The organism is Paenibacillus sp. J45TS6 (genome assembly GCF_018403285.1).
Classification (GTDB): domain Bacteria; phylum Bacillota; class Bacilli; order Paenibacillales; family Paenibacillaceae; genus Paenibacillus.
Genome location: NZ_BOSJ01000008.1, coordinates 97511 through 116083 on the forward strand (window position 1 = coordinate 97511; position 18573 = coordinate 116083).

Annotated in this window: 17 protein-coding genes and 1 riboswitch; of the genes, 7 read left to right on the forward strand and 10 right to left on the reverse strand. The window is 44.2% G+C overall.

Annotated features, from left to right (window positions below):
- Window positions 1-21 precede the first annotated feature (21 nt).
- The 4 genes from KJS58_RS13640 to KJS58_RS13655 all read right to left on the reverse strand — a co-directional run bounded on the left by KJS58_RS13640 (window position 22) and on the right by KJS58_RS13655 (window position 5368).
- Window positions 22-1647, reverse strand: coding sequence for an alpha-amylase family glycosyl hydrolase (locus KJS58_RS13640; RefSeq protein ID WP_249717287.1), 1626 nt, complete (start codon window positions 1645-1647; stop codon window positions 22-24).
- 77 nt (window positions 1648-1724) lie between these two features.
- Window positions 1725-2567, reverse strand: a complete 843-nt coding sequence (locus KJS58_RS13645) for a sugar ABC transporter permease (protein WP_213533040.1) — start codon at window positions 2565-2567, stop codon at window positions 1725-1727.
- Window positions 2564-3904, reverse strand: coding sequence for a carbohydrate ABC transporter permease (locus KJS58_RS13650; protein ID WP_213533221.1), 1341 nt, complete (start codon window positions 3902-3904; stop codon window positions 2564-2566). Before KJS58_RS13650 ends, KJS58_RS13645 begins: the two co-directional genes overlap by 4 nt.
- Window positions 3905-4063: 159 nt before the next feature.
- Window positions 4064-5368 (reverse strand): sugar ABC transporter substrate-binding protein, encoded by a 1305-nt coding sequence (locus tag KJS58_RS13655; RefSeq protein WP_213533042.1) that lies wholly within the window; start codon window positions 5366-5368, stop codon window positions 4064-4066.
- Window positions 5369-5948: 580 nt separating this feature from the next.
- Here KJS58_RS13655 and KJS58_RS13660 point away from each other — a divergent pair.
- On the forward strand, window positions 5949-6977 hold the full coding sequence (locus KJS58_RS13660) for a LacI family DNA-binding transcriptional regulator (protein WP_213533044.1): 1029 nt from the start codon (window positions 5949-5951) through the stop codon (window positions 6975-6977).
- Between the two features lie 93 nt (window positions 6978-7070).
- Here KJS58_RS13660 and KJS58_RS13665 read toward each other — a convergent pair whose 3' ends face one another.
- On the reverse strand, window positions 7071-7274 hold the full coding sequence (locus tag KJS58_RS13665; protein ID WP_249717289.1) for a helix-turn-helix domain-containing protein: 204 nt from the start codon (window positions 7272-7274) through the stop codon (window positions 7071-7073).
- On the reverse strand, window positions 7271-7609 hold the full coding sequence (locus KJS58_RS13670; RefSeq protein WP_213533048.1) for an RNA polymerase sigma factor: 339 nt from the start codon (window positions 7607-7609) through the stop codon (window positions 7271-7273). Before KJS58_RS13670 ends, KJS58_RS13665 begins: the two co-directional genes overlap by 4 nt.
- 345 nt (window positions 7610-7954) lie before the next feature.
- Between KJS58_RS13670 and KJS58_RS13675 the strand changes: the two genes are divergently transcribed.
- On the forward strand, window positions 7955-9040 hold the full coding sequence (locus KJS58_RS13675) for a hypothetical protein (protein ID WP_306433089.1): 1086 nt from the start codon (window positions 7955-7957) through the stop codon (window positions 9038-9040).
- A 169-nt stretch (window positions 9041-9209) separates the two neighbouring features.
- On the opposite strand, the gene KJS58_RS13680 is transcribed toward KJS58_RS13675, so the two are convergent.
- From KJS58_RS13680 to KJS58_RS13695, 4 genes are all read right to left on the reverse strand, one after another.
- Window positions 9210-11474 carry a bifunctional 2',3'-cyclic-nucleotide 2'-phosphodiesterase/3'-nucleotidase gene (locus tag KJS58_RS13680; protein ID WP_213533050.1) on the reverse strand — a complete coding sequence of 755 codons (2265 nt, stop codon included), beginning with the start codon at window positions 11472-11474 and terminating at the stop codon, window positions 9210-9212.
- Window positions 11475-11685: 211 nt separating this feature from the next.
- On the reverse strand, window positions 11686-12102 hold the full coding sequence (locus KJS58_RS13685) for a pyridoxamine 5'-phosphate oxidase family protein (protein ID WP_213533052.1): 417 nt from the start codon (window positions 12100-12102) through the stop codon (window positions 11686-11688).
- Window positions 12103-12195: 93 nt separating this feature from the next.
- Window positions 12196-13488 (reverse strand): serine--tRNA ligase, encoded by a 1293-nt coding sequence (gene serS, locus KJS58_RS13690; RefSeq protein ID WP_213533054.1) that lies wholly within the window; start codon window positions 13486-13488, stop codon window positions 12196-12198.
- A 316-nt stretch (window positions 13489-13804) separates the two neighbouring features.
- Entirely contained in the window at window positions 13805-14266 is a 462-nt protein-coding gene (locus KJS58_RS13695; RefSeq protein WP_213533056.1) for a hypothetical protein, read from the reverse strand.
- Between the two features lie 216 nt (window positions 14267-14482).
- Window positions 14483-14601, forward strand: a riboswitch (TPP riboswitch).
- A gap of 159 nt (window positions 14602-14760) precedes the next feature.
- Between KJS58_RS13695 and KJS58_RS13700 the strand changes: the two genes are divergently transcribed.
- From KJS58_RS13700 to KJS58_RS13720, 5 genes are all read left to right on the forward strand, one after another.
- Window positions 14761-15768 (forward strand): ABC transporter substrate-binding protein, encoded by a 1008-nt coding sequence (locus KJS58_RS13700; RefSeq protein WP_213533223.1) that lies wholly within the window; start codon window positions 14761-14763, stop codon window positions 15766-15768.
- A gap of 43 nt (window positions 15769-15811) precedes the next feature.
- Window positions 15812-16105 carry a thiamine-binding protein gene (locus KJS58_RS13705; RefSeq protein WP_213533058.1) on the forward strand — a complete coding sequence of 98 codons (294 nt, stop codon included), beginning with the start codon at window positions 15812-15814 and terminating at the stop codon, window positions 16103-16105.
- Complete coding sequence (locus KJS58_RS13710) at window positions 16102-16863, forward strand: ABC transporter permease (RefSeq protein ID WP_213533060.1); 762 nt, start codon at window positions 16102-16104, stop codon at window positions 16861-16863. Before KJS58_RS13705 ends, KJS58_RS13710 begins: the two co-directional genes overlap by 4 nt.
- Window positions 16864-16926: 63 nt before the next feature.
- Window positions 16927-17724, forward strand: a complete 798-nt coding sequence (locus tag KJS58_RS13715; protein ID WP_213533062.1) for an ABC transporter ATP-binding protein — start codon at window positions 16927-16929, stop codon at window positions 17722-17724.
- Between the two features lie 24 nt (window positions 17725-17748).
- Entirely contained in the window at window positions 17749-18561 is an 813-nt protein-coding gene (locus tag KJS58_RS13720) for a TatD family hydrolase (RefSeq protein WP_213533064.1), read from the forward strand.
- Window positions 18562-18573 lie beyond the last annotated feature (12 nt).

The window sequence follows — 18573 nt, forward strand, 5'->3', positions numbered from 1 at the left end:
GACTGGAGACAAGGTTTTTTCTTACTTCAATATGACTGTACTATATGCAGGAAGGCTTACTGTACCATCCTGGAAACTGGCTTGATCATCCGACTGATGCAATAGTGCAGAGAAATGAGGCTCTTTTTCAGACAAGCTTACTTCTTTCGCTTCACTAGATAAATTATGAACAACCAGTACTTGCTCACTTGCCGTTGCTCTTATATAAGAAAGAACTTGATCATCCTCTACAGAATAATTTTCTACAGCACCATCTCGCAACGCTGCTGTTCCTGTTCTCCACTCAATTACATTTCGATACTGGGATAAAAGCGATGAAGGGTCTGTAAGCTGAGCTTCTACATTCACAGAATCATCATCCAGATTATGTTTTGCCGTCTCCCAAGTCGTTTGTCCCTTGCTGCCGTTACTGTTTTTACTCCACAGCATAGGCTCCCGGATTTCTTCATCCGGTTTTGAGCCCTTCATCCCAATCTCTTCCCCGTAATAAAGGAATGGATTACCCGGTAGCGTCAGCAGGATAGCTGCGGCCATACGTGCATGGTCTTTATTCCCGCTAAGCTGACTCATCACACGGTTCTGATCATGGTTGGCAAGGAAGATCGCATCCACAAATTGACCTTGTGATTTCTCGGCGAAAAGCTCATAGTTGCGGTTCCATTGAATCAAGAAACCGCCGTTTTGCTCACTGCTTACTGTGCGAATAATTTGATCGGCAAGTCCAAAGTTAAAACTGGAATCAAATGCATTTTCTAAATAAGGAGCAATAGATACCGGGGAATTCTCCCATACTTCCCCTACAATATAAGCATCTTCTTTCACTTCGTTCATCGCTGTTCGGAATTCCTGCCACCATGCTACATTTTTAGAAGTGGTTTCGGGACTGCGATCACTCTGTAAATCCTCGTAGATGTGTTTTGCTGCATCCAGACGGAATCCATCAAAACCTTGTTCAAGCCAAAACTTTCCGATCTTCTTCATCTCTTCTCGCACGGCCTCCTGATCAAAGTTCAGATCCGGCATACCGCTCCAGAAGGTTCCAAGATAATGATTTCCATTCTTCTCATGCCATGCCGGGCCGCTGCCTGCAGCACTAAGTCCAGATGGATCTATATTCAGATCTTCTGCCCATTTATACCAAGCACGTTGTGTATTGTCTAAAGATGAAGCAGATTCCACAAACCAAGGATGTTCTGTGCTCGTATGGTTAATGACCAGATCCATGATGACTTTCATCCCGCGCTTGTGTGCTTCTTCTAATAGATGCTGTAAATCTTCCATCGTTCCATACTCAGGATTAACCTCGTAGTAGTCCGTGACATCATATCCGTGATAACTTGGTGACGGGTTAATGGGCATAAGCCATATTCCTTCTACTCCGAGATCGTCACCTCCGGGTTTCCCATCATTTAAATAATCCAGCTTCTCTGTAACGCCATTTAAATCTCCAATGCCATCGCCATCTGAGTCATAAAAAGATCGAACAAAGATTTCATAATATACCCGGCCTGGCTGTTCATCGATAACAGCGGCAGAATCAGAACCGTTAGAAGCAGGCGGATCCGCCTGCCCCTGTGTACGATCTGGTTCTTGCTGCTTCTGAGGATCGGTTCTGTCCCCATTCTCGTCTGCATCACTGCAGGCCACTGTAAGGCACAAGGAGCATATCAATATGCTAGCACCCATCCATTTTTTCCAAGCGAACTTATCCTTAAGAATAGGTATCACCCTTTCGTTGCGCCTGCTGTCAGCCCATCAACGAGGAAGCGCTGCAAGAACATATAGAGAAGTGTGATGGGTACGGCTACGAGAACGGAACCCGCAGCAAACAAAGTGAATTCCGTACTGGAATAACTGTTTACGAGTTCATAAAGTCCAACAGCAAGTGTCCAATTTTCGCGTGACCGAAGAATTAGCCTTGCAAAGATAAAGTCAACCCACGCACCGCTGAAAGTCATGAGTGAGATATACGTAATAATGGGTCTCGAGAGCGGCAGAATAATACTAACAAAGATTCGCATATGACTTGCTCCGTCGAGTAAAGCCGACTCTTCGAGCGCTCTGGGAATGGTATCAAAGAATCCTTTGGCTACGAACATTCCGAGTGCCGCACCGGATGTGTATACCAGGATCAGCGCGAGCGGCGAATCAAGCAGGTTCATCTGCAGCAACATAACGTATACGGCGATCATGCTCATAAATCCAGGGAACATACCTAGAATAAGAATGACGGACATCGCTGTTTTACGTCCCTTAAAACGGAAACGAGACATCGCATATGCCGTGAGCACTTGAATGATCGTTCCGAGTATCATACTTGTGACTGCAATCTTCAGTGTGTTTCCGTACCACTTCAAGAAAGGAATATCCTTGTCCGCCTGAGGCTTAAAGAGATCTACATAATGCTGTATAGTGAATTTTTCAGGAATAATGGTCTCACTATACAATGAGTCCCCTACCTTAAAGGAAGACATCACAATCCACAAAGCGGGATAGATACATACAATCGCTATGAGTATCAGCAAAATATAGCTGAAAGTAAGCTTAATTCTCTTTTTTCTTTTCATTGAATCATATCCTCCTCTTTAAACGAACGGCTTCTACGATAGTTGTAGATTGAGAACGAGGCAATGATTAAGAAAATAAGAATTCCGATCGCAGAGGCAAAGTTATATCTTTGATTATCCAGCGTCAGTTTGTACAGCCAAGTAACGAGCAAATCCGTACTTCCGGCAAACGCATAATCCCCATTCGCAGGAGCACCGCCTGTTAATAGGAAGATCACGTTAAAGTTATTGATATTCCCAGCAAACTGCATAATCAGAATGGGTGCGGTCTGGAACAGAACGAATGGCATCGTGATGTTGCGGAATTTTTGGAATCCAGAAGCCCCGTCTACTTCAGCAGCTTCATATAAATCTTTTGGAATGGCCGTTAATACCCCGAGCACTAGAATCATAGATACTGGAATCCCGATCCACATGTTGACGAGAATGACAGTCACCTTCGCCATAAACGGATCATTAAGCCATGGAACCTGCCCTAGCCCCAGCATACCGAGATACTGATTAATGGGCCCAAACTGGGAATTCAGAATATTTTTCATGATAAGCAAAGAGATGAATTGCGGAATTGCATAAGGAAGTATAAAGATCGTACGCCACATCGTCTTAAAGCGAATACCATGCTGCTGAATCAGGAGCGCGACGAGTATACCGCCAAAATAAGTAGTCACTGTAGCTACGACAGCCCATATAATAGTCCAGGTCAAAACACCATAGAACGTTTTACTCCAGGCTTTCAGGGTAAAGAGGCTTTTGAATGTCTCAAATCCAACCCAGTCTACCAGGTTCTTTGGCGGAATATGATCCGGCGCAGAGTAATTGGTAAAGGCCATGAGAATCATGAACATAATCGGAAGAATCGTGAAAAATAATACGCCGATCGTTGGTAGGGAAAGCAGTAGATAAGGAAAACCTTTATCAAGAAGATGCTTAGTGGTATCCCGGAAAGAAGGTACTTCTTTCCCTTCATCCCGAAGCTGACCGATTACCCGAGCATCCCGGATGTTACCAATATAGAATAATACGAACAGCACGATATAGATCAACGCAGCAAGTCCGTAAATCATCATAAAAATAGAGTGGTCCCCAGGGACGTTCTGATAGAGTCTGCCTACCTTCTCCATTCGAGAAGGGGTATCACCCAGTGTTATGAGTCCCCATAGGTTCGCTCCAAACTGTGCAATGATGAGATAAATACTAATGACCTCAGCAAGCATGAAAATGGCACCTTTCACCCACTGACGGTGATAAAATTGTCCAAGTCCCATAAACAATGCTGAAAGTATGGTCCCGTTACGGGCATGGCTAGCTCCGGCGGATTGCGGTTTGCCGGTTGACATCATGGTGGGGGATTGTCCTTTACTCATCGTATGTTCCCAGCCCTTCCTTCCGCAAAATGGTGATGAACCACCTACGGAGAAATCAAGTCCCGTCGGTGGCTTCTTTTTATCTGCTATTTGAATCAATTCAACTCATTAGAACGATAAATTTGTAACTTCTTAAGATCCGGTCTGAATGTTACTCTTCATTTGTTCTACAACGTTATCCATCACGGCTTTAGGGTCCTTACCGTTATTCCACAAGTCGGACAGAGCGGCTTCCATTGGAGACCATAACTGAGCCATTGCAGGAATAGAAGGCATCGGAATCGAGTTCTCAAATTGGGCAAGGAAGGCCGAAGCGATCTCATCGTTTTTCACAACTTCACTAGCCGCTGCTTCTGTATTCGACGGAAGTGCCCCTGTCATTTCAAAGTTTTTCATTTGGTTTTCTGTATTGGTAATAAAATCAGCAAACAGTTTTGCTGCATTAGGATACTTTGTATACGCATTTACAAAATAGCTCTTCACACCAGAGAAAGGTTTCATGGGATCGCCATTGGGAAGAGCAGGATATACCCCTACACCCAGATTCGTAACGCCTTCTTTCAGAGAACCTACATCCCAAGGACCGCTGATATTCATGGCGAGTTTACCTGAAGTAAATAAGGATTTACGAATATCCCCATTAATATCGGAGGATTTAAGTGGCATGAGCTCTTTTAGTGACTGAAGAAAGGTAGCTGCTTCTACGCCTTGTTCACTATTCAGTCCGATATCGGTTGGATCCGTACCATCATTACCGAAGACATAAGCACCGTATCCCCCGAAGAAAGGATAAGAACTATAACCGTTCCCTACATCCCACATAATGGCGAACTTATTGGCTTTTGTATCGTTAAAGGTAGCTGCAAACTCCTTAATTCCATCCCAATTGGCGGGAACTGCGTCGATCAGATCCTTATTGTAAAATACAGCCGTTGTCTCTACAGACTTCGGATATCCATATAGAATATCTTCATAAGTTAAAGCATTTACAGCGATCTCGCTGTTTCTTGCTCGAATATCTTCTTCAAACCAGTCATTCGGCATAATAACACCCGCGGTTACTCCTTGCCCTATCTGATCATGTACACCCGCAAATATGTCAGCACCAACACCAGCAGGTCCATCCGTAACCATTTGTGTCATCGCTTTATCTGCACCAAGCTCCGTGTAAGATACTTTGACTCCGTACTTTTCTTCAAAAGCAGCGGCTGCCTGTTCTACAAAACCTTTCTGATCTCCGCCGTCCCAGATCGTAAGCATGGCTCCTTCTTCCGGTGTAAGTTCTTCGACTTCAGCAGGTGGTGCTTCGTTATCCGGGGGAGTTCCTGTATCTACTGTATTGGTGGAATTACCGTTACCTCCACTACCGCATGCTGCAAGCAAAACCGTCATTGCAAGTGAGAGTGACATGAAGCTGAATTTTTTCCCTTTTTTCATTTGAAATCATCCCTTCCCCTTTTTTTGCTGCGCATACACCCTCTTTCGTCACTGTATGAACACAGCAACAAAAGACCACTGAACTTGTTCGAATCCGGCAGAGATTCTCTGTTTCTTCACTGCCTTTCAGAAATCAGAATCAACGATGTTCTCCGTTGTGCAAACGTTTGTCTTGATTCGTAAATTTCTGCTTTCATCGGCTAAGTCATCAGCGTATGTATTCTAAATTCATGTAAATATTGGTAGGTAAGCGCTTTATTATCAAATTAATCATAACCGACAAAACCATTTTGTTAAAACGTTTGCATAGATCAAATTCGTCCATATTACGCCATATTCCTGAATTAATCCATTATTTGCTTTGATTTACAATGTCTGTCGTTTATTTTCTCGGGTTTATCATTGAAATATGGATAAGACCTGATTTTTCTTGCTGAAAAACCCTAAAAATAATTTAGTTTTCTGTTAAAACCATGCCATAATGGCTATAAACTCAAAAAAATCTCCATTTACAAACAGGTAAATAATGGATTAACATATCGATACAACGCAAACGGTTTCATTAAGGGAGTGAAAGTAAGTGGCGGTAACGATCAAAGACGTAGCAAAACTGGCGGGTGTATCTCCTTCCACTGTATCCCGTGTACTTTCCGGCCACCCTCGTATCAGTCAGAAAACAGCTAGTAAAGTACGCGATATTATGCAGGAACTAGGCTACCATCCGAATATTATGGCAAAAAGTCTTGTATCCAAAACAACCAAGAGTATTGGGGTGATCTTGCCCAAACCGGCAGAAGAGCTATTCCTCAATACCTTTTTTATGGAACTCATCCGTGGAATTGTCACCCAGGCGAATCGATCAGGGTATGATATTGTCATCAGTTCAGGTGCGAATGAACAGGAAGAAGTCGAAGCTGTCCAAAGGCTGGTATATGGCGGGCGTGTAGATGGAGCGATCTTGCTCTATTCCAGGCAAAATGACCCTGTTGTCGAATTTTTGTATCAAGAGAATTTTCCTTTTGTACTGGTTGGAAGAACGGAACAATATCCCGATCTTCTATCTGTCGATACGGATAATATACAAGCAGCCTATGATGCTACGCGTCATCTGATTTCGTTCGGGCATGAACGGATCGGTTTTGTGAGCGGTCCAAAAAACTTAATGGTATCGAAAGACCGATTAAACGGCTATCATCTAGCCATGAAAGAAGCAGGCCTAGCGGTTAAAGCAGATTGGATTGTGGAAGATGATTTCTTGCAGGAGAGCGGATACCGAGCCATGTCATTCTTTATGAATTTACCCGAACGCCCCACCGCGCTTGTTGTCATTGATGATGTAGTCAGCTTTGGAGTTCTTCGCGGTCTGAACGAGCTTGGATTCAAGGTCCCTTCTGATCTATGTATTGTCAGCTTTAATAACAATCCCTTGTCAGAATTGTATAGCCCACCGCTAAGCAGTGTAGATATTGGTATCTATCATTTAGGATATGTTGCTTCACAAGCACTCATTCAGGCCATACAAGATGAGGATAAGTCCTTGTTCAGTAAACGTCATATCATTCCTCATCGGCTAATGGTGAGAGAATCGTCCATGCACCATCTCTCTTAAGCGGACAGTATAATTTCTTTTCTACTAATCACCTATTCATAAAAAAACAGCACAGTACCCGCGGTCTTCATAGACAGCGGGTACCTTCGTTTTCTACTCTTCCTCATCTGACGACCCCTTCTGATCGAGCACTTTGTTCTTAATCAGTGTGATAAATTCAAGCTTCATACTCTGCAGCGCATCTTCTTCAGGCATGGGAATATATTTGCTTAGCAGCCGCATATCAGATTCAAACATATCGAGCAGCTTTTCCATTGCGGCCGTATCCCCTTGCTGCACATCATAAACAAGTCTCAAGAACTCATTCTCTCCGATAGACTCTGGATTGTTTTTCTTCTCCATTTGTTCACCGCCTGCTGACTAATATTCAGTTCTTTTGCAATCTCTGCCTCACTTTGATCTTCCAAATAAAATAAACGAATGACTTTTTGTCCCGTAACCGAGGGAATCAGTCCGAGAATATACTCAATGAACAGTTTTGATTCGATCTCTTGCTCAGGAGATAAATTCGAGATTAATAGCAGCTCTGTTTTGAGTGGAAGCTCTCTTTGACGTTCGGCACGGACACGATACTGAAGACGCCACGCAATTCGTTTGAGTTCTTTTTGATAATAGTGGACGGAACTACTCATAACTAACACCTCTTTTTTTCTAATTATAGGAACATTTGTTCCCTCTTTGTTGCTATTATAATCGCTCCACCTTTTTCTTCCAAGTCCTAAATTAAAAAGTAGTTATTCCTGCTCTTTCTTCTCTAGGTCTTTCGTCCTTCATACCATTGCTGATTCACCAATCCGGTCTCAGAGGTAGAGTTAGATAAAGAAAACCGCCAGCACGGTAGAGATGTCACCATCTAAGGAAAAATGAGAGAAGAAAAAAAGTTAAAAAAGTTTTATAGAACAGGTTGTATTTTCAACGTCCCAAACTCCTATATTAGTGAACAACAAAAAACGAGAGAAGAAAGAGGAGGAATAAATATGAGCTGCAAACAAGAAAATTTGGCTGTTGAAACACTGGTGGTACCGGGGAACATTAATATTGATATTGCCTCCGCAAAAGCGGGCGACGAGCGCAGATTAATGCTTAGTGATAATCCAGAGACACTGACACAAGAGATTTTGACAGAGCCGTTTTCGACACTATGGCATGATGTGGTGGTGACTTCCAAACGATCGATGAAACACCGCATCTTTGGATGGCACTACAATCGTACAGGTGCTCCCGTGCGAATTGGAGTTACGATTGAAAACAAAGATGAGGAGCAGATCGAGGTTCGTCATATCGAAAGAGATCTGAAGCTAAGTCCCTCCACAGGACACTGGATTATTGATGTCGGTCAATGTCTTGCGAAGTCATGTGTAGGCGGTACTCTCGATCGAATTAAACCCGTAGACCCTTATAAATTTGGCAAAAGAGTTTCTCTTATTGAGGAATTTATCGTGGAAGATGACGTGCTTGCAGGATTTATATACGAATTCACTGTGGAACACGCGAGCGGCAAGGGCGGCCAGAATTACGAGATTCGAACCGTCGTCTCGAAAGTAGAAGATAAGAATCTTCGCGAGATTACCTCCGCCCCTATCCCTCCTCGGCCTGCACCTCAAGCCCACCCTCGCGGCAGTTGGACCTTCTCTGAGACGGATGCAACCACCCCTGTATATCGTGTTGGACAAAGTGCTAACTATCGCACCTGTGCCGGTACCAAACTCACGGGAGAACCTCCTGCCGACCTGCTTTTCACTGCAGACAGCAGCACGCTTCCAGCATCCATGACGAATCGTGGACAATTCGGAGCTGTCTATCAAGTAAATATCCCGATTCTAAATGAATCTAGCCAAGAGGCTGTCGTTCGTATTCGGGTGAATCCTCGCGGAGGCGCTTTTGCTGGGGCAGCACTCATTGATGGTAAAACCTACGGTATTCCCCTTCTTCGCAATAACACACAGGCAAGTCCCATTGCAGACGTCACTGTTCCTCCAGGTGCAAGCTCCTATTCCTTCAAATACATGACGGCGGGCAGCGCAAGTACACCGCTTGGCATTTATGTAACGACTCTGACGTAAAACGACTTATTAACTAAGAACTTCTATGTTCATCATCTTTCTTACCTGTGTAGAATGCTAGACTTCCCCGTTATCCGCCACTATCAAAAAAAGCCTTGCCCCGCCGAATCACTCGGACAAGGGGCAAGGCTTTAATCAACTCTAACAGCTGATCAAAATAAGTCATTCATTAGGATGCTGGAATGATCAATTTTTGACCTACTTGCAGCGTATATACATTGCTAATCTTGTTTGCTTTTACAATCGCATTCCAATCTACTCCATACTTTAAGCCAATACGGTACAGGTTATCCCCTTTTTTCACCACATGTACTTTGTCTTTGCTTGCTTCCGGTTTGGACGGCTTCTCCGGCTTAGACGGTTGTACTGGGGTCGATGGTTTCTCCGGTGTTGGTGTCGGCGTTGGCGTAGGAGTCGGTGTTGGAGTCGGTGTTGGTCCCGGTGCAGCCGTTGCATCGCTTGCCAGATTCAATGCATATTTACCGAATCCATCTTTTCCTTCACCAAGATACGTCATCACTTTACTCAGCTCTGGATCTGATTCCACTAATTTTTTCGCTTCTGTCGCTGTATTAAAAATAACTTCCGGATTTCCGCTTACTGCTGCGAATGACCAGTTTCCATCCGCAGATGGATTAATCGTTTTGTTCTCCGTAATATAATCGATGATGACTTGGCGGCTCTCATCGGGTGCAGCGAGGACAATTCGTTTTCCATCTGGATTCGCAAGTTTGGAAGATCCCGCACGGTAGTTATTGGTTGCTACGATAAATTTCTTCTGCAAGTCGATCGCTTTCCCTTCAAATTGAAGGTTCTTGATGCGGCTCGCTGCAGCATTGACTATATTTCCTTTTGCATCATATTTACTCGGCTGGGTTACATCAATTTCGTAGGTTACACCGTCAATAACGTCAAAGTTATACGTCGGAAAATCAAGATTAACCAGCTCTTGTTCTCCTGTCTTACTCGGATCGATCTGATTGAACTGTCCTGCGGACCATTCGAGCCATTCTTTAATCTCTGCTCCGTTTACTTCAACAGCATGTAGTGTATTCGGGTACACATAGAGATCTGCTACATTCTTAATTGCAATCGTTCCTGTAGGGATATCCGTGTAGTAGTCAGCACCCATACGGCCGCCTGCTTTAAAAGGAGCACCTGCAGACAATACCGGAGTACCTTCGTATTTAGTGCCTTTCAGTTTGTTCTCGATATACCATTTCTGTGCATTCGTTACAATCTGAATGGAAGGATCATCTTGGACAAGTGCAAAATAGCTCGTTATCGGCGCCGTTGTCGTTCCTACCGGCCCACGCACATAATCCACTGTCGCTTTATGCTCGTCCGCTATGGCGGCTACGATCTCTTTGTCGGCTTCGACGATTGCTTTTTTATTCGCTGCATCATAAATTGGGCTCGATACCGATTTTGAATCTACCACTTTCCATTTTCCATTTGCCTGCTCCAGTTGTAAATCAATAACTCCAAGGTTATCTCCCCAAGCGCCAGGTTCTACAGCGGCAACACCATTAATCGTCCCTTTTTCAAGATTCACTCCCTTTTGATCTGCAAATGCACTTCCAGGGAAAACCTTGTGAGCATGTCCGAACAGAATGGCATCAATACCATCCACTTCACTCAGCGGAAGAACCGCATTCTCTGCCATATCCGCCGGCGGATTCTGGTCGTAACCGGTATGAGCAAGGGCAACGATAAGATCTGCCCCTTTTTCCTTCATTTCAGGAACAAACTTCGCCGCCGTTTTTACAATATCTTTGGCAATGACTTTACCAGTAAGGGAAGAACTGTCCCACTGCATAATCTGCGGAGTAACGAGTCCAATCACGCCCACTTTCAGTGTATGTTCCTTACCGGATTCATCTTTTACTTTCTTCTCAATCATTTCATAGGGTTTAAAATAGTTCACGTCGTTGCTTTCATCCTTATCGCCATCATCTTTATAAATATTGGCGTTCACATAAGGAAAATCAGCGCCTTTCAGCGTTTGATTCAAGAAATCAAGACCATAGTTGAACTCATGGTTCCCAAGCGTTGCTGCATCATAATCCAGCAGATTCATTGCTTTATATACAGGGTGGACTTCAGCACCCTTCAGCGGCTTTACTTTAGCCACATAATCCCCGAGCGGATTCCCTTGAATAAGGTCACCATTATCAAACAAAAGACTATTGGTTGCTTCCTTACGAGCCTGTTTAATGAGGGTAGCGGTTCTTGCCAGACCATACGTTTCAATTTCCTGATCACTGTAGTAATCATAATCCAGCAGATTCACGTGAATATCCGTTGTCTCCAGAATACGAAGTTTCACTTTGGCTGCATCGGCAGCAGAGACAGGTTGTCCTGGAATGGCGAATAATTGAAACAGTAAAGCTGCGGTCGTCAGACCTGCTAATAATGGTTTACGTGATCTCAAAAGAACCCCTCCAAATTTTCATCCCAATAATACTGGAAATAATATACTTCTGACAGATATTCTAAACCATTTATTACTGGTATAAAAGTGTAATTTTAACTAAAATAACAACCTTGAGGGAGGCTTTTTATACAAAAAAAGAAAGAAGAACGATCTATGTCGATCGCCCTTCTTTCTCTTCTGACATCAGGCTGTAAAGGTCATGTGATATTTATGCTTCCCATACCTGTTTTTCTTGCCCTTGTCCTGTATATTCAATCCGGTTTGGGGTGATATCCAGAATGACGTAGTTCGGATCTTCCGGACCGCTGAACCATTTGCTGAACTCGTCATTCCACAGTTTTTTGCGAAGACCGCCGTCCTTTGTTACACTTGCGGTTCCTTCAATCTCAAGTATATCTTTGGTACCGCCGGCTTCGTAACCCATCAGTAGGCTAACATTCGGGTTATCCTCCAGCTCCTCCACCTTATGAGTGCAGCGGTTTGTTGCCATATGAATGTTCAGGCCATCATTGAAAACAGCCATGTATCTCAGTTTTGGTTTTCCTCCCTCTACGGTTGCCAAGGAACCAAAATGATTATTTTCTATGCCCGCTATGATTGCACGTTCAAGATCTGTTTTATTCATTGTATTTGTCTCCTTTCAAGAGCGGAGTTTGTAATTATAGTAAAAATAATCTGTTACTATAGTGTACCCGTCTCTCGAAAGTTGAACCTTATTTTACCCTTGCACTGCCGTACAGGTAATGATGTCTCTGCCCCCCATATAAGGCCGAAGTGCCTTAGGAATATAGATGCTTCCATCCTCCAGCAGATGATTCTCAAGCAGTGGAATTAGAATTCTTGGCGAGGCTGCTGCTGTATTGTTAAGCGTATGCACATATTTTAATTGTCCATCCTGATCCCGGTAGCGAATGTTCGAACGACGCGCCTGAAAGTCATGTAAATTCGACGAAGAATGGGTCTCTCCATAAGCTTGCCTGCTTGGCATCCAAGTCTCAATATCATATTGTTTGTACGTTTTCTGCGACATGTCTCCCGTACATACAGCCATGACTCGGTATGGCAGCTCTAGCGCCTCTAGCAACTGTTCGGCATAACTTGTAATCTCCTGGTGAACTCTCTCCGACACATCGTCATTTGCTTCTGTTAGAACAACCATCTCTACTTTAGCAAACTGATGGACACGGTATAGTCCTCTGACGTCCCGTCCTGCCGACCCCACCTCGCTGCGGAAGCTCGTCGATACAGCAGCAAGGCGAATCGGCTCCGTTACATCAACCACTTCCCCGGCATAATACGAGATCAGCGGAACTTCCGAAGTGCCGACGAGGAACTTATCCTCTTCTTCCAGCGCATAGGTCTGATCACGCCCGGTAGGAAAGAAACCGGTGTTTACAAGAGCTTCCTCCCGCACCATAATCGGTACATCCATCGGTATAAATCCGTGTTTCATTACGATATCCAGCGCCAGCTGCTGAACAGCCCGGTGCAATAGTACGCCGTCTCCTTTTAAATAATAACTTCTCGAACCGCCGACTTTCACTCCGCGAGGAACATCAAACAGATCATGAAGTTCCCCTAGCTGGATATGATCCTTGATGGTAAATTCCCTTTCCCTTACTTCACCTACTTGCCGCACGAGTACATTATCTTCATCCGACTTACCAATCGGGGTGTCCTCCGAGACGATATTTGGAACGAGCATCATCTGTCTTTCATATTCCTTCTCCGTCTCAGACAATTCCTTGTCTATTTGTTCAATACTGCCGCCCAGTTCTCGAATCTCCGCCTTCAGCTGCTCTGCTTCTTCCTTTCGTCCTTCTTTCATAAGCTGACCGACTTTTTGCGATCCTTTATTTCGCTGCCCGCGCAGTTTCTCTACTTTAGTAATAAGCTCTCTTCTTTTATCATCCGTGTCTATAAGCTCTTTTACCGATAGACTCATATTCTTCAGCCTTGCAACTTCTTCTACCTCATCTGCATGCTCTCGTATCCAGTTTATATCCAGCATACCGCTCACATCCCTGTCGTTATTTTTTATAAAAAAAAGACAAAGAGCGCCCTCATCCCTTGGGACGAGGAGCGCTCTATATGCTCGCGGTGCCACCCAATTTATTGAAATGAATACGGATCCGTGCACATTTCAATCACTTTGGTTCCGCGATAACGGGCGGTGCCGATTAACTTAGGGAATGTCCATATTCCCTTAACGAAAATACCTCCGAGTTGGAATCTCTTCACTGGCATTATAACCGATTTTTAGTTGGCATAATTATAATGTAGCTTTCCCCCATTCGCAACCTTTTTATTCAAGCTATGTGAACGAATTAATTAAGTGCACTTGCAGATATCTTATAGTTACTGTTTGTACCATCTATACTTATCATCGACACAGTATAAATACCACTTCTCAGAGTATGTTCATCTTCTAGGGAAGAAATTGTTTCAAGGTAGGATTTGCCTGCTGCCACTTTTCCGGACCTAATAATACGCTTATCTCCGTCAGTTAAAGTCCAATCAAAAGCAGCTCCTTTTGTATTTTCAACGTAAAATCTTAAATCGTATCCTTGAACATAAGTAAATGTAGTCTTACGTTCACCATTAGAAAATGTGCCTGTCTCATCTGTTAATAGAGTTAGCGGAGCTATTGAACCTTCATCAAATTCAACATCTGATGAGTCAGATCGTTCAACAAGTTGTTCTACAGACTCTGAGAATAATGGTAGTGTAGACCCTGAAAGTAAGATAAGAGAAAGTGCAACTGCAATAAACACTTTTTTATCAATCACGTAAACAGCTCCCATGTTATATTTGAATAAACGAACGAAATTTAAACATCCTATAAATACATATTATAACAAAAATTACATTTTTGGAATTTTTGTTTTCTCTATCCTATTAGCCCATCTTAACTTTGTAGACGTTACCTCCCCTACTCTGTCTTATCATCTGGACATGCCTGTGATATAGGACTATAATACATGGTTGTAACAACTTAACTTTATAATGTACTCAAGGGGTGCTGGTGAAGCCGGCTGAGATAGTATCCGTGAAATACGTGCAGATACGTACCCTGTAACCTGATCTGGATAATGCCAGCGTAGGAATGGAGAAATATATTTTTGGGCTTACTATTTCATGAAGAAGTATACCCATTCCCTTACGTACACAGAGCATCCCGATTCGGGATGCTTTTTTTATGATGAAAAGGTAGCTTTCAGGTGCATTCTAAAGACATCTAAGATATCTAAAGGAGAGGGAAACATTGCAGAAAAAGTTAGGCATGTTCTTGCTGCTTGCTATGCTCACCATCGTTACCGCCTGTGGTAATTCCGGAAATGGCAGCTCAGGAGAGCAAAGCGGGGCAGGAGAAAATACAGAGGGTGAATCACTCCGCGATATTAAGGTGGTACTAGATTGGACCCCAAACACGAATCATACCGGTCTTTATGCGGCGGTAGATCAAGGATTTTACAAAGAAGAAGGATTGAATGTTGAGATTATTCAGCCTGGACAAGCGGGTGCAGATACTATGGTCGCTTCTGGTGAAGTACCCTTTGGAGTAAGTTACCAGGAAGGTGTCACTCAGGCTCGTACCCAAGGGGTACCTATTGTGTCCATCGCGGCAGTGATTCAGCATAATACGTCTGGTTTCGCTGCTCCTACTGATCGGAACATCAAGTCACCTAAAGATTTTGAAGGTAAAACTTACGGCGGCTGGGGCTCCCCGATCGATTCTGCCGTTCTTGATACGATTATGAGTCTCGAAGGCGGCGATGTAGATAAGGTGTCTAATGTGAACATGGGCGATGCCGATTTCTTTACAGCGATCAAGCGTGACATTGATTTTGCATGGATCTTCTATGGCTGGACCGGAATTGAAGCTGAGCTGCGCGGTGAGGCTATCGATATGTTCTATGTCAAAGATTACTCTGAGAAGCTCGACTACTACACACCGGTTCTGATCTCGAATGAAAAGACGATTAACGAAGACCCAGAACTCGTAAAAGCGTTTATGCGTGCAACTACGAAAGGTTATGAGTATGCGATTGAACATCCGGAAGAGGCTGCTGGTATCCTAAGTGCAGCTGTACCCGATCTTGATAAAGAACTAGTGCTTGCCAGTCAGAAATGGCTGAGTCCAAAATATCAGGATGATGCTTCTCGCTGGGGCGAGCAAAAAGCAGAAGTATGGCAAAACTACTCTGACTGGATGGTAGAGCATGGACTTCTCGATCAGCCGCTGGAAGTAGAAAAAGCATACACAAATGAATTTTTACCAACTGAATAATTTGGTTAATTCTATTAATGAAGGAAAGAGAAGGTGATTTATCATGGCAAAGACACTACTCAGCATTCAGGTCATACCGAAAACACCGAATGGAGAAGATTCCATTCCTTATGTAGACAAAGCCATTGAAGTTATTCAGCAGTCCGGACTTACATATCAGGTCAATCCGCTCGAAACCACACTCGAAGGAGAACTTCCTGAGCTGCTAGAGGTAGTCCGTCAAATGCATGAAGTACTGATTGAAGCAGGCAGTCCGAGTGTAATCTCTCAGATTAAGATCGCTCATTATCCTAGCGGAATCAGTATGGAAGGTCTTACGGAGAAATATCGCCCATGAGTTCTTGGTGGAAAAGCGTATGGCCGCCTCTTACGGCAGTCATCCTCTTCTTAGCGGTGTGGCAAATTGCCGTGCCGCTTTTTCATATTGAGAAGTGGATTCTGCCAAGCCCTGCTGATATTACGAAAGAAGCGCTTGCTCAGGCTGCAAGTCTCACCGAGCATACTTGGGCTACGGTGCAGCTGACTTTGCTTGGATTCTTCATTGGTACAGTTGTCGGACTTCTTACGGCGATGCTGCTCCATCTTGTCCCATTTTTGAAGTCGGCCTTATATCCGCTGCTTATTCTCAGTCAAAATATTCCGACGATCGCTCTGGCTCCTCTGCTCATGATCTGGTTTGGTTTTGGGCTGCTTCCCAAAATCATTGTCATTACGCTGGTGTGCTTCTTCCCTGTTGCTGTGTCCACCATGGATGGACTGACACAGACCGATCGGGGAATGATGAACTACATGCGAATGGCCGGAGCGAGTAAAGCGCAAATTTTCAGGAAATTAGAAGTTCCGCATGCGCTCCCTTCCGTCTTTTCCGGCGTAAAAATTGCCGCTACCTACAGTGTAATGGGTGCTGTCATTGCGGAATGGATTGGAACCGATCGCGGTATCGGTTACTATATGATGCTACAAAAATCTGCCTACCGCACTGACCGGGTTTTTGTCGCTATGGCAATCATCGTCCTGTTAAGTCTGCTCCTATTTGCATTGATCGCTCTGCTGGAAAAGATACTTGTCCGCTGGCGAGGAGCAAATACGAAATAATATTTCTGCAGCAGTTTCAGCAATTGAACAATTCATTCCGGAATGGAAAGGAGATAACTGCATATGAATGTACCCGCTCTAGAAGTCAGAGAGATCGCTCTCTCCTTCCGAGAGAAGAAGAAAAATCTCCAGGTCCTTAACGATATTTCACTTACGGTTCAGAAGGGAGAATTCGTCTCTATTGTCGGTCCTTCCGGCAGCGGGAAGAGCTCTTTATTTCAAATTATTGGCGGTCTTCTTGCTCCCGGGGCAGGAAGTATCCATATGAATGGAGAAGTGGTAACAGGAGAACGAGGGCATATCAGCTATATGCCCCAGCAACCGGCGCTTTTTCCTTGGCGTACAATCATAGATAATATCAAGCTTTCTAGTGAGGTCGCTCCTCGAAAGCATGCTGCTAAGAGCGGGAAACTTAGCGAAGATGAGATCCTCCACTGGATTAGACAAGCAGGCCTCGAAGGTTTCGAACATGCCTATCCCCATATGCTCTCTGGCGGGATGCAGCAGAGGGCCGCTTTTGTACGCGCGCTGCTAAGTCCTCAGGAGCTCATGCTGCTGGATGAACCGTTTAGTGCGCTCGATGCGCTCACTAGAAGCGAGATGCAGGAATGGCTGCTCGGTATATGGGAACAGTACCGCCGATCGGTGCTTTTTATTACTCATAATATTGAAGAAGCCTTATTGCTATCCGATCGAATCTATGTATTTTCCAGCCGGCCTGCCACCGTTCTCCATGAGATTCAGGTTCCTTTTGCAAGACCAAGACAAGAACAAATTACCGAGAGCCCTGACTTTCTTGCATTAAAAAGACAGATGTCAGGCTGGTTACGTGCGGAAAAAGAACGAAGCCGCCCGTTGTAATCTAGACAAGGAGGTGAAGAACACTTGCAGCAAACCGAAGATTTTGGATGTCCGGTTATTGATGCACATATTCACCTCGATCAGTATGAGGATGATATACAGCCGCTGCGGTTGTCTCTTGCTCCAAATGGAGTAAAATCAGTAATTGCGGTATCTACTCAGCTCGCCTCTTGCCAGAAAATAGAGAGAGCTGCTGCCGCTGCGCCTGACTTAATCTATCCTGCCTATGGATATCATCCAGAGCAATCCATTCCAAGTACAGAACAGCTGAATGAACTGCTGGACTGGATGGAGAATCACACGGATTCCATGATCGCTGTTGGGGAGGTTGGACTACCCTACTATTCACGGATGGAAGCGGAAAAGGCAGGACAGCCTTTTGATATGGACCCTTATATCTCCATGCTGGAGCAGTTTATTATCTTTGCCAAGAAGCATAACAAACCAATTATTCTCCACGCCGTTTATGAGGATGCCGATCTTGCCTGTGATTTGCTGGAGAAGCATCAAGTAAAGAAAGCCCATTTCCACTGGTTTAAAGGGTCCGATGATACGATCCACAGAATGGCTGAGAATGGGTATTATATTTCTTTTACACCCGATCTTGTGTATGAAAAAGAAATTCAGGATCTAGCAAGCAAATATCCGCATGATCAAATCATGGCAGAGACCGATGGTCCATGGCCTTTTGAGGGGCCTTTTGCTGCTCATAAAACCCATCCCCGGATGGTAAAAGACGTGATTCGTGCCTGGTGTGATGTCACTGGGGTTAAGCTTGAAATCGCGGCAGAACTGTTTTATAAGAATACGAAACAGTTTTACAACCTATATTCATAGTTTACGTACGCT

What these genes read in the sequence shown, in the direction of transcription:
- KJS58_RS13645 (WP_213533040.1), bottom strand. Translation starts at nt 2,567, where the DNA reads ATGAAAAGAAAAAAGAGAATTAAGCTTACTTTCAGCTATATTTTGCTG.
- KJS58_RS13650 (WP_213533221.1), bottom strand. Translation starts at nt 3,904, where the DNA reads ATGTCAACCGGCAAACCGCAATCCGCCGGAGCTAGCCATGCCCGTAAC.
- KJS58_RS13655 (WP_213533042.1), bottom strand. Translation starts at nt 5,368, where the DNA reads ATGAAAAAAGGGAAAAAATTCAGCTTCATGTCACTCTCACTTGCAATG.
- KJS58_RS13670 (WP_213533048.1), bottom strand. Translation starts at nt 7,609, where the DNA reads ATGAGTAGTTCCGTCCACTATTATCAAAAAGAACTCAAACGAATTGCG.
- KJS58_RS13675 (WP_306433089.1), top strand. Translation starts at nt 7,955, where the DNA reads ATGAGCTGCAAACAAGAAAATTTGGCTGTTGAAACACTGGTGGTACCG.
- KJS58_RS13685 (WP_213533052.1), bottom strand. Translation starts at nt 12,102, where the DNA reads ATGAATAAAACAGATCTTGAACGTGCAATCATAGCGGGCATAGAAAAT.
- serS (WP_213533054.1), bottom strand. Translation starts at nt 13,488, where the DNA reads ATGCTGGATATAAACTGGATACGAGAGCATGCAGATGAGGTAGAAGAA.
- KJS58_RS13700 (WP_213533223.1), top strand. Translation starts at nt 14,761, where the DNA reads ATGTTCTTGCTGCTTGCTATGCTCACCATCGTTACCGCCTGTGGTAAT.
- KJS58_RS13705 (WP_213533058.1), top strand. Translation starts at nt 15,812, where the DNA reads ATGGCAAAGACACTACTCAGCATTCAGGTCATACCGAAAACACCGAAT.
- KJS58_RS13710 (WP_213533060.1), top strand. Translation starts at nt 16,102, where the DNA reads ATGAGTTCTTGGTGGAAAAGCGTATGGCCGCCTCTTACGGCAGTCATC.
- KJS58_RS13715 (WP_213533062.1), top strand. Translation starts at nt 16,927, where the DNA reads ATGAATGTACCCGCTCTAGAAGTCAGAGAGATCGCTCTCTCCTTCCGA.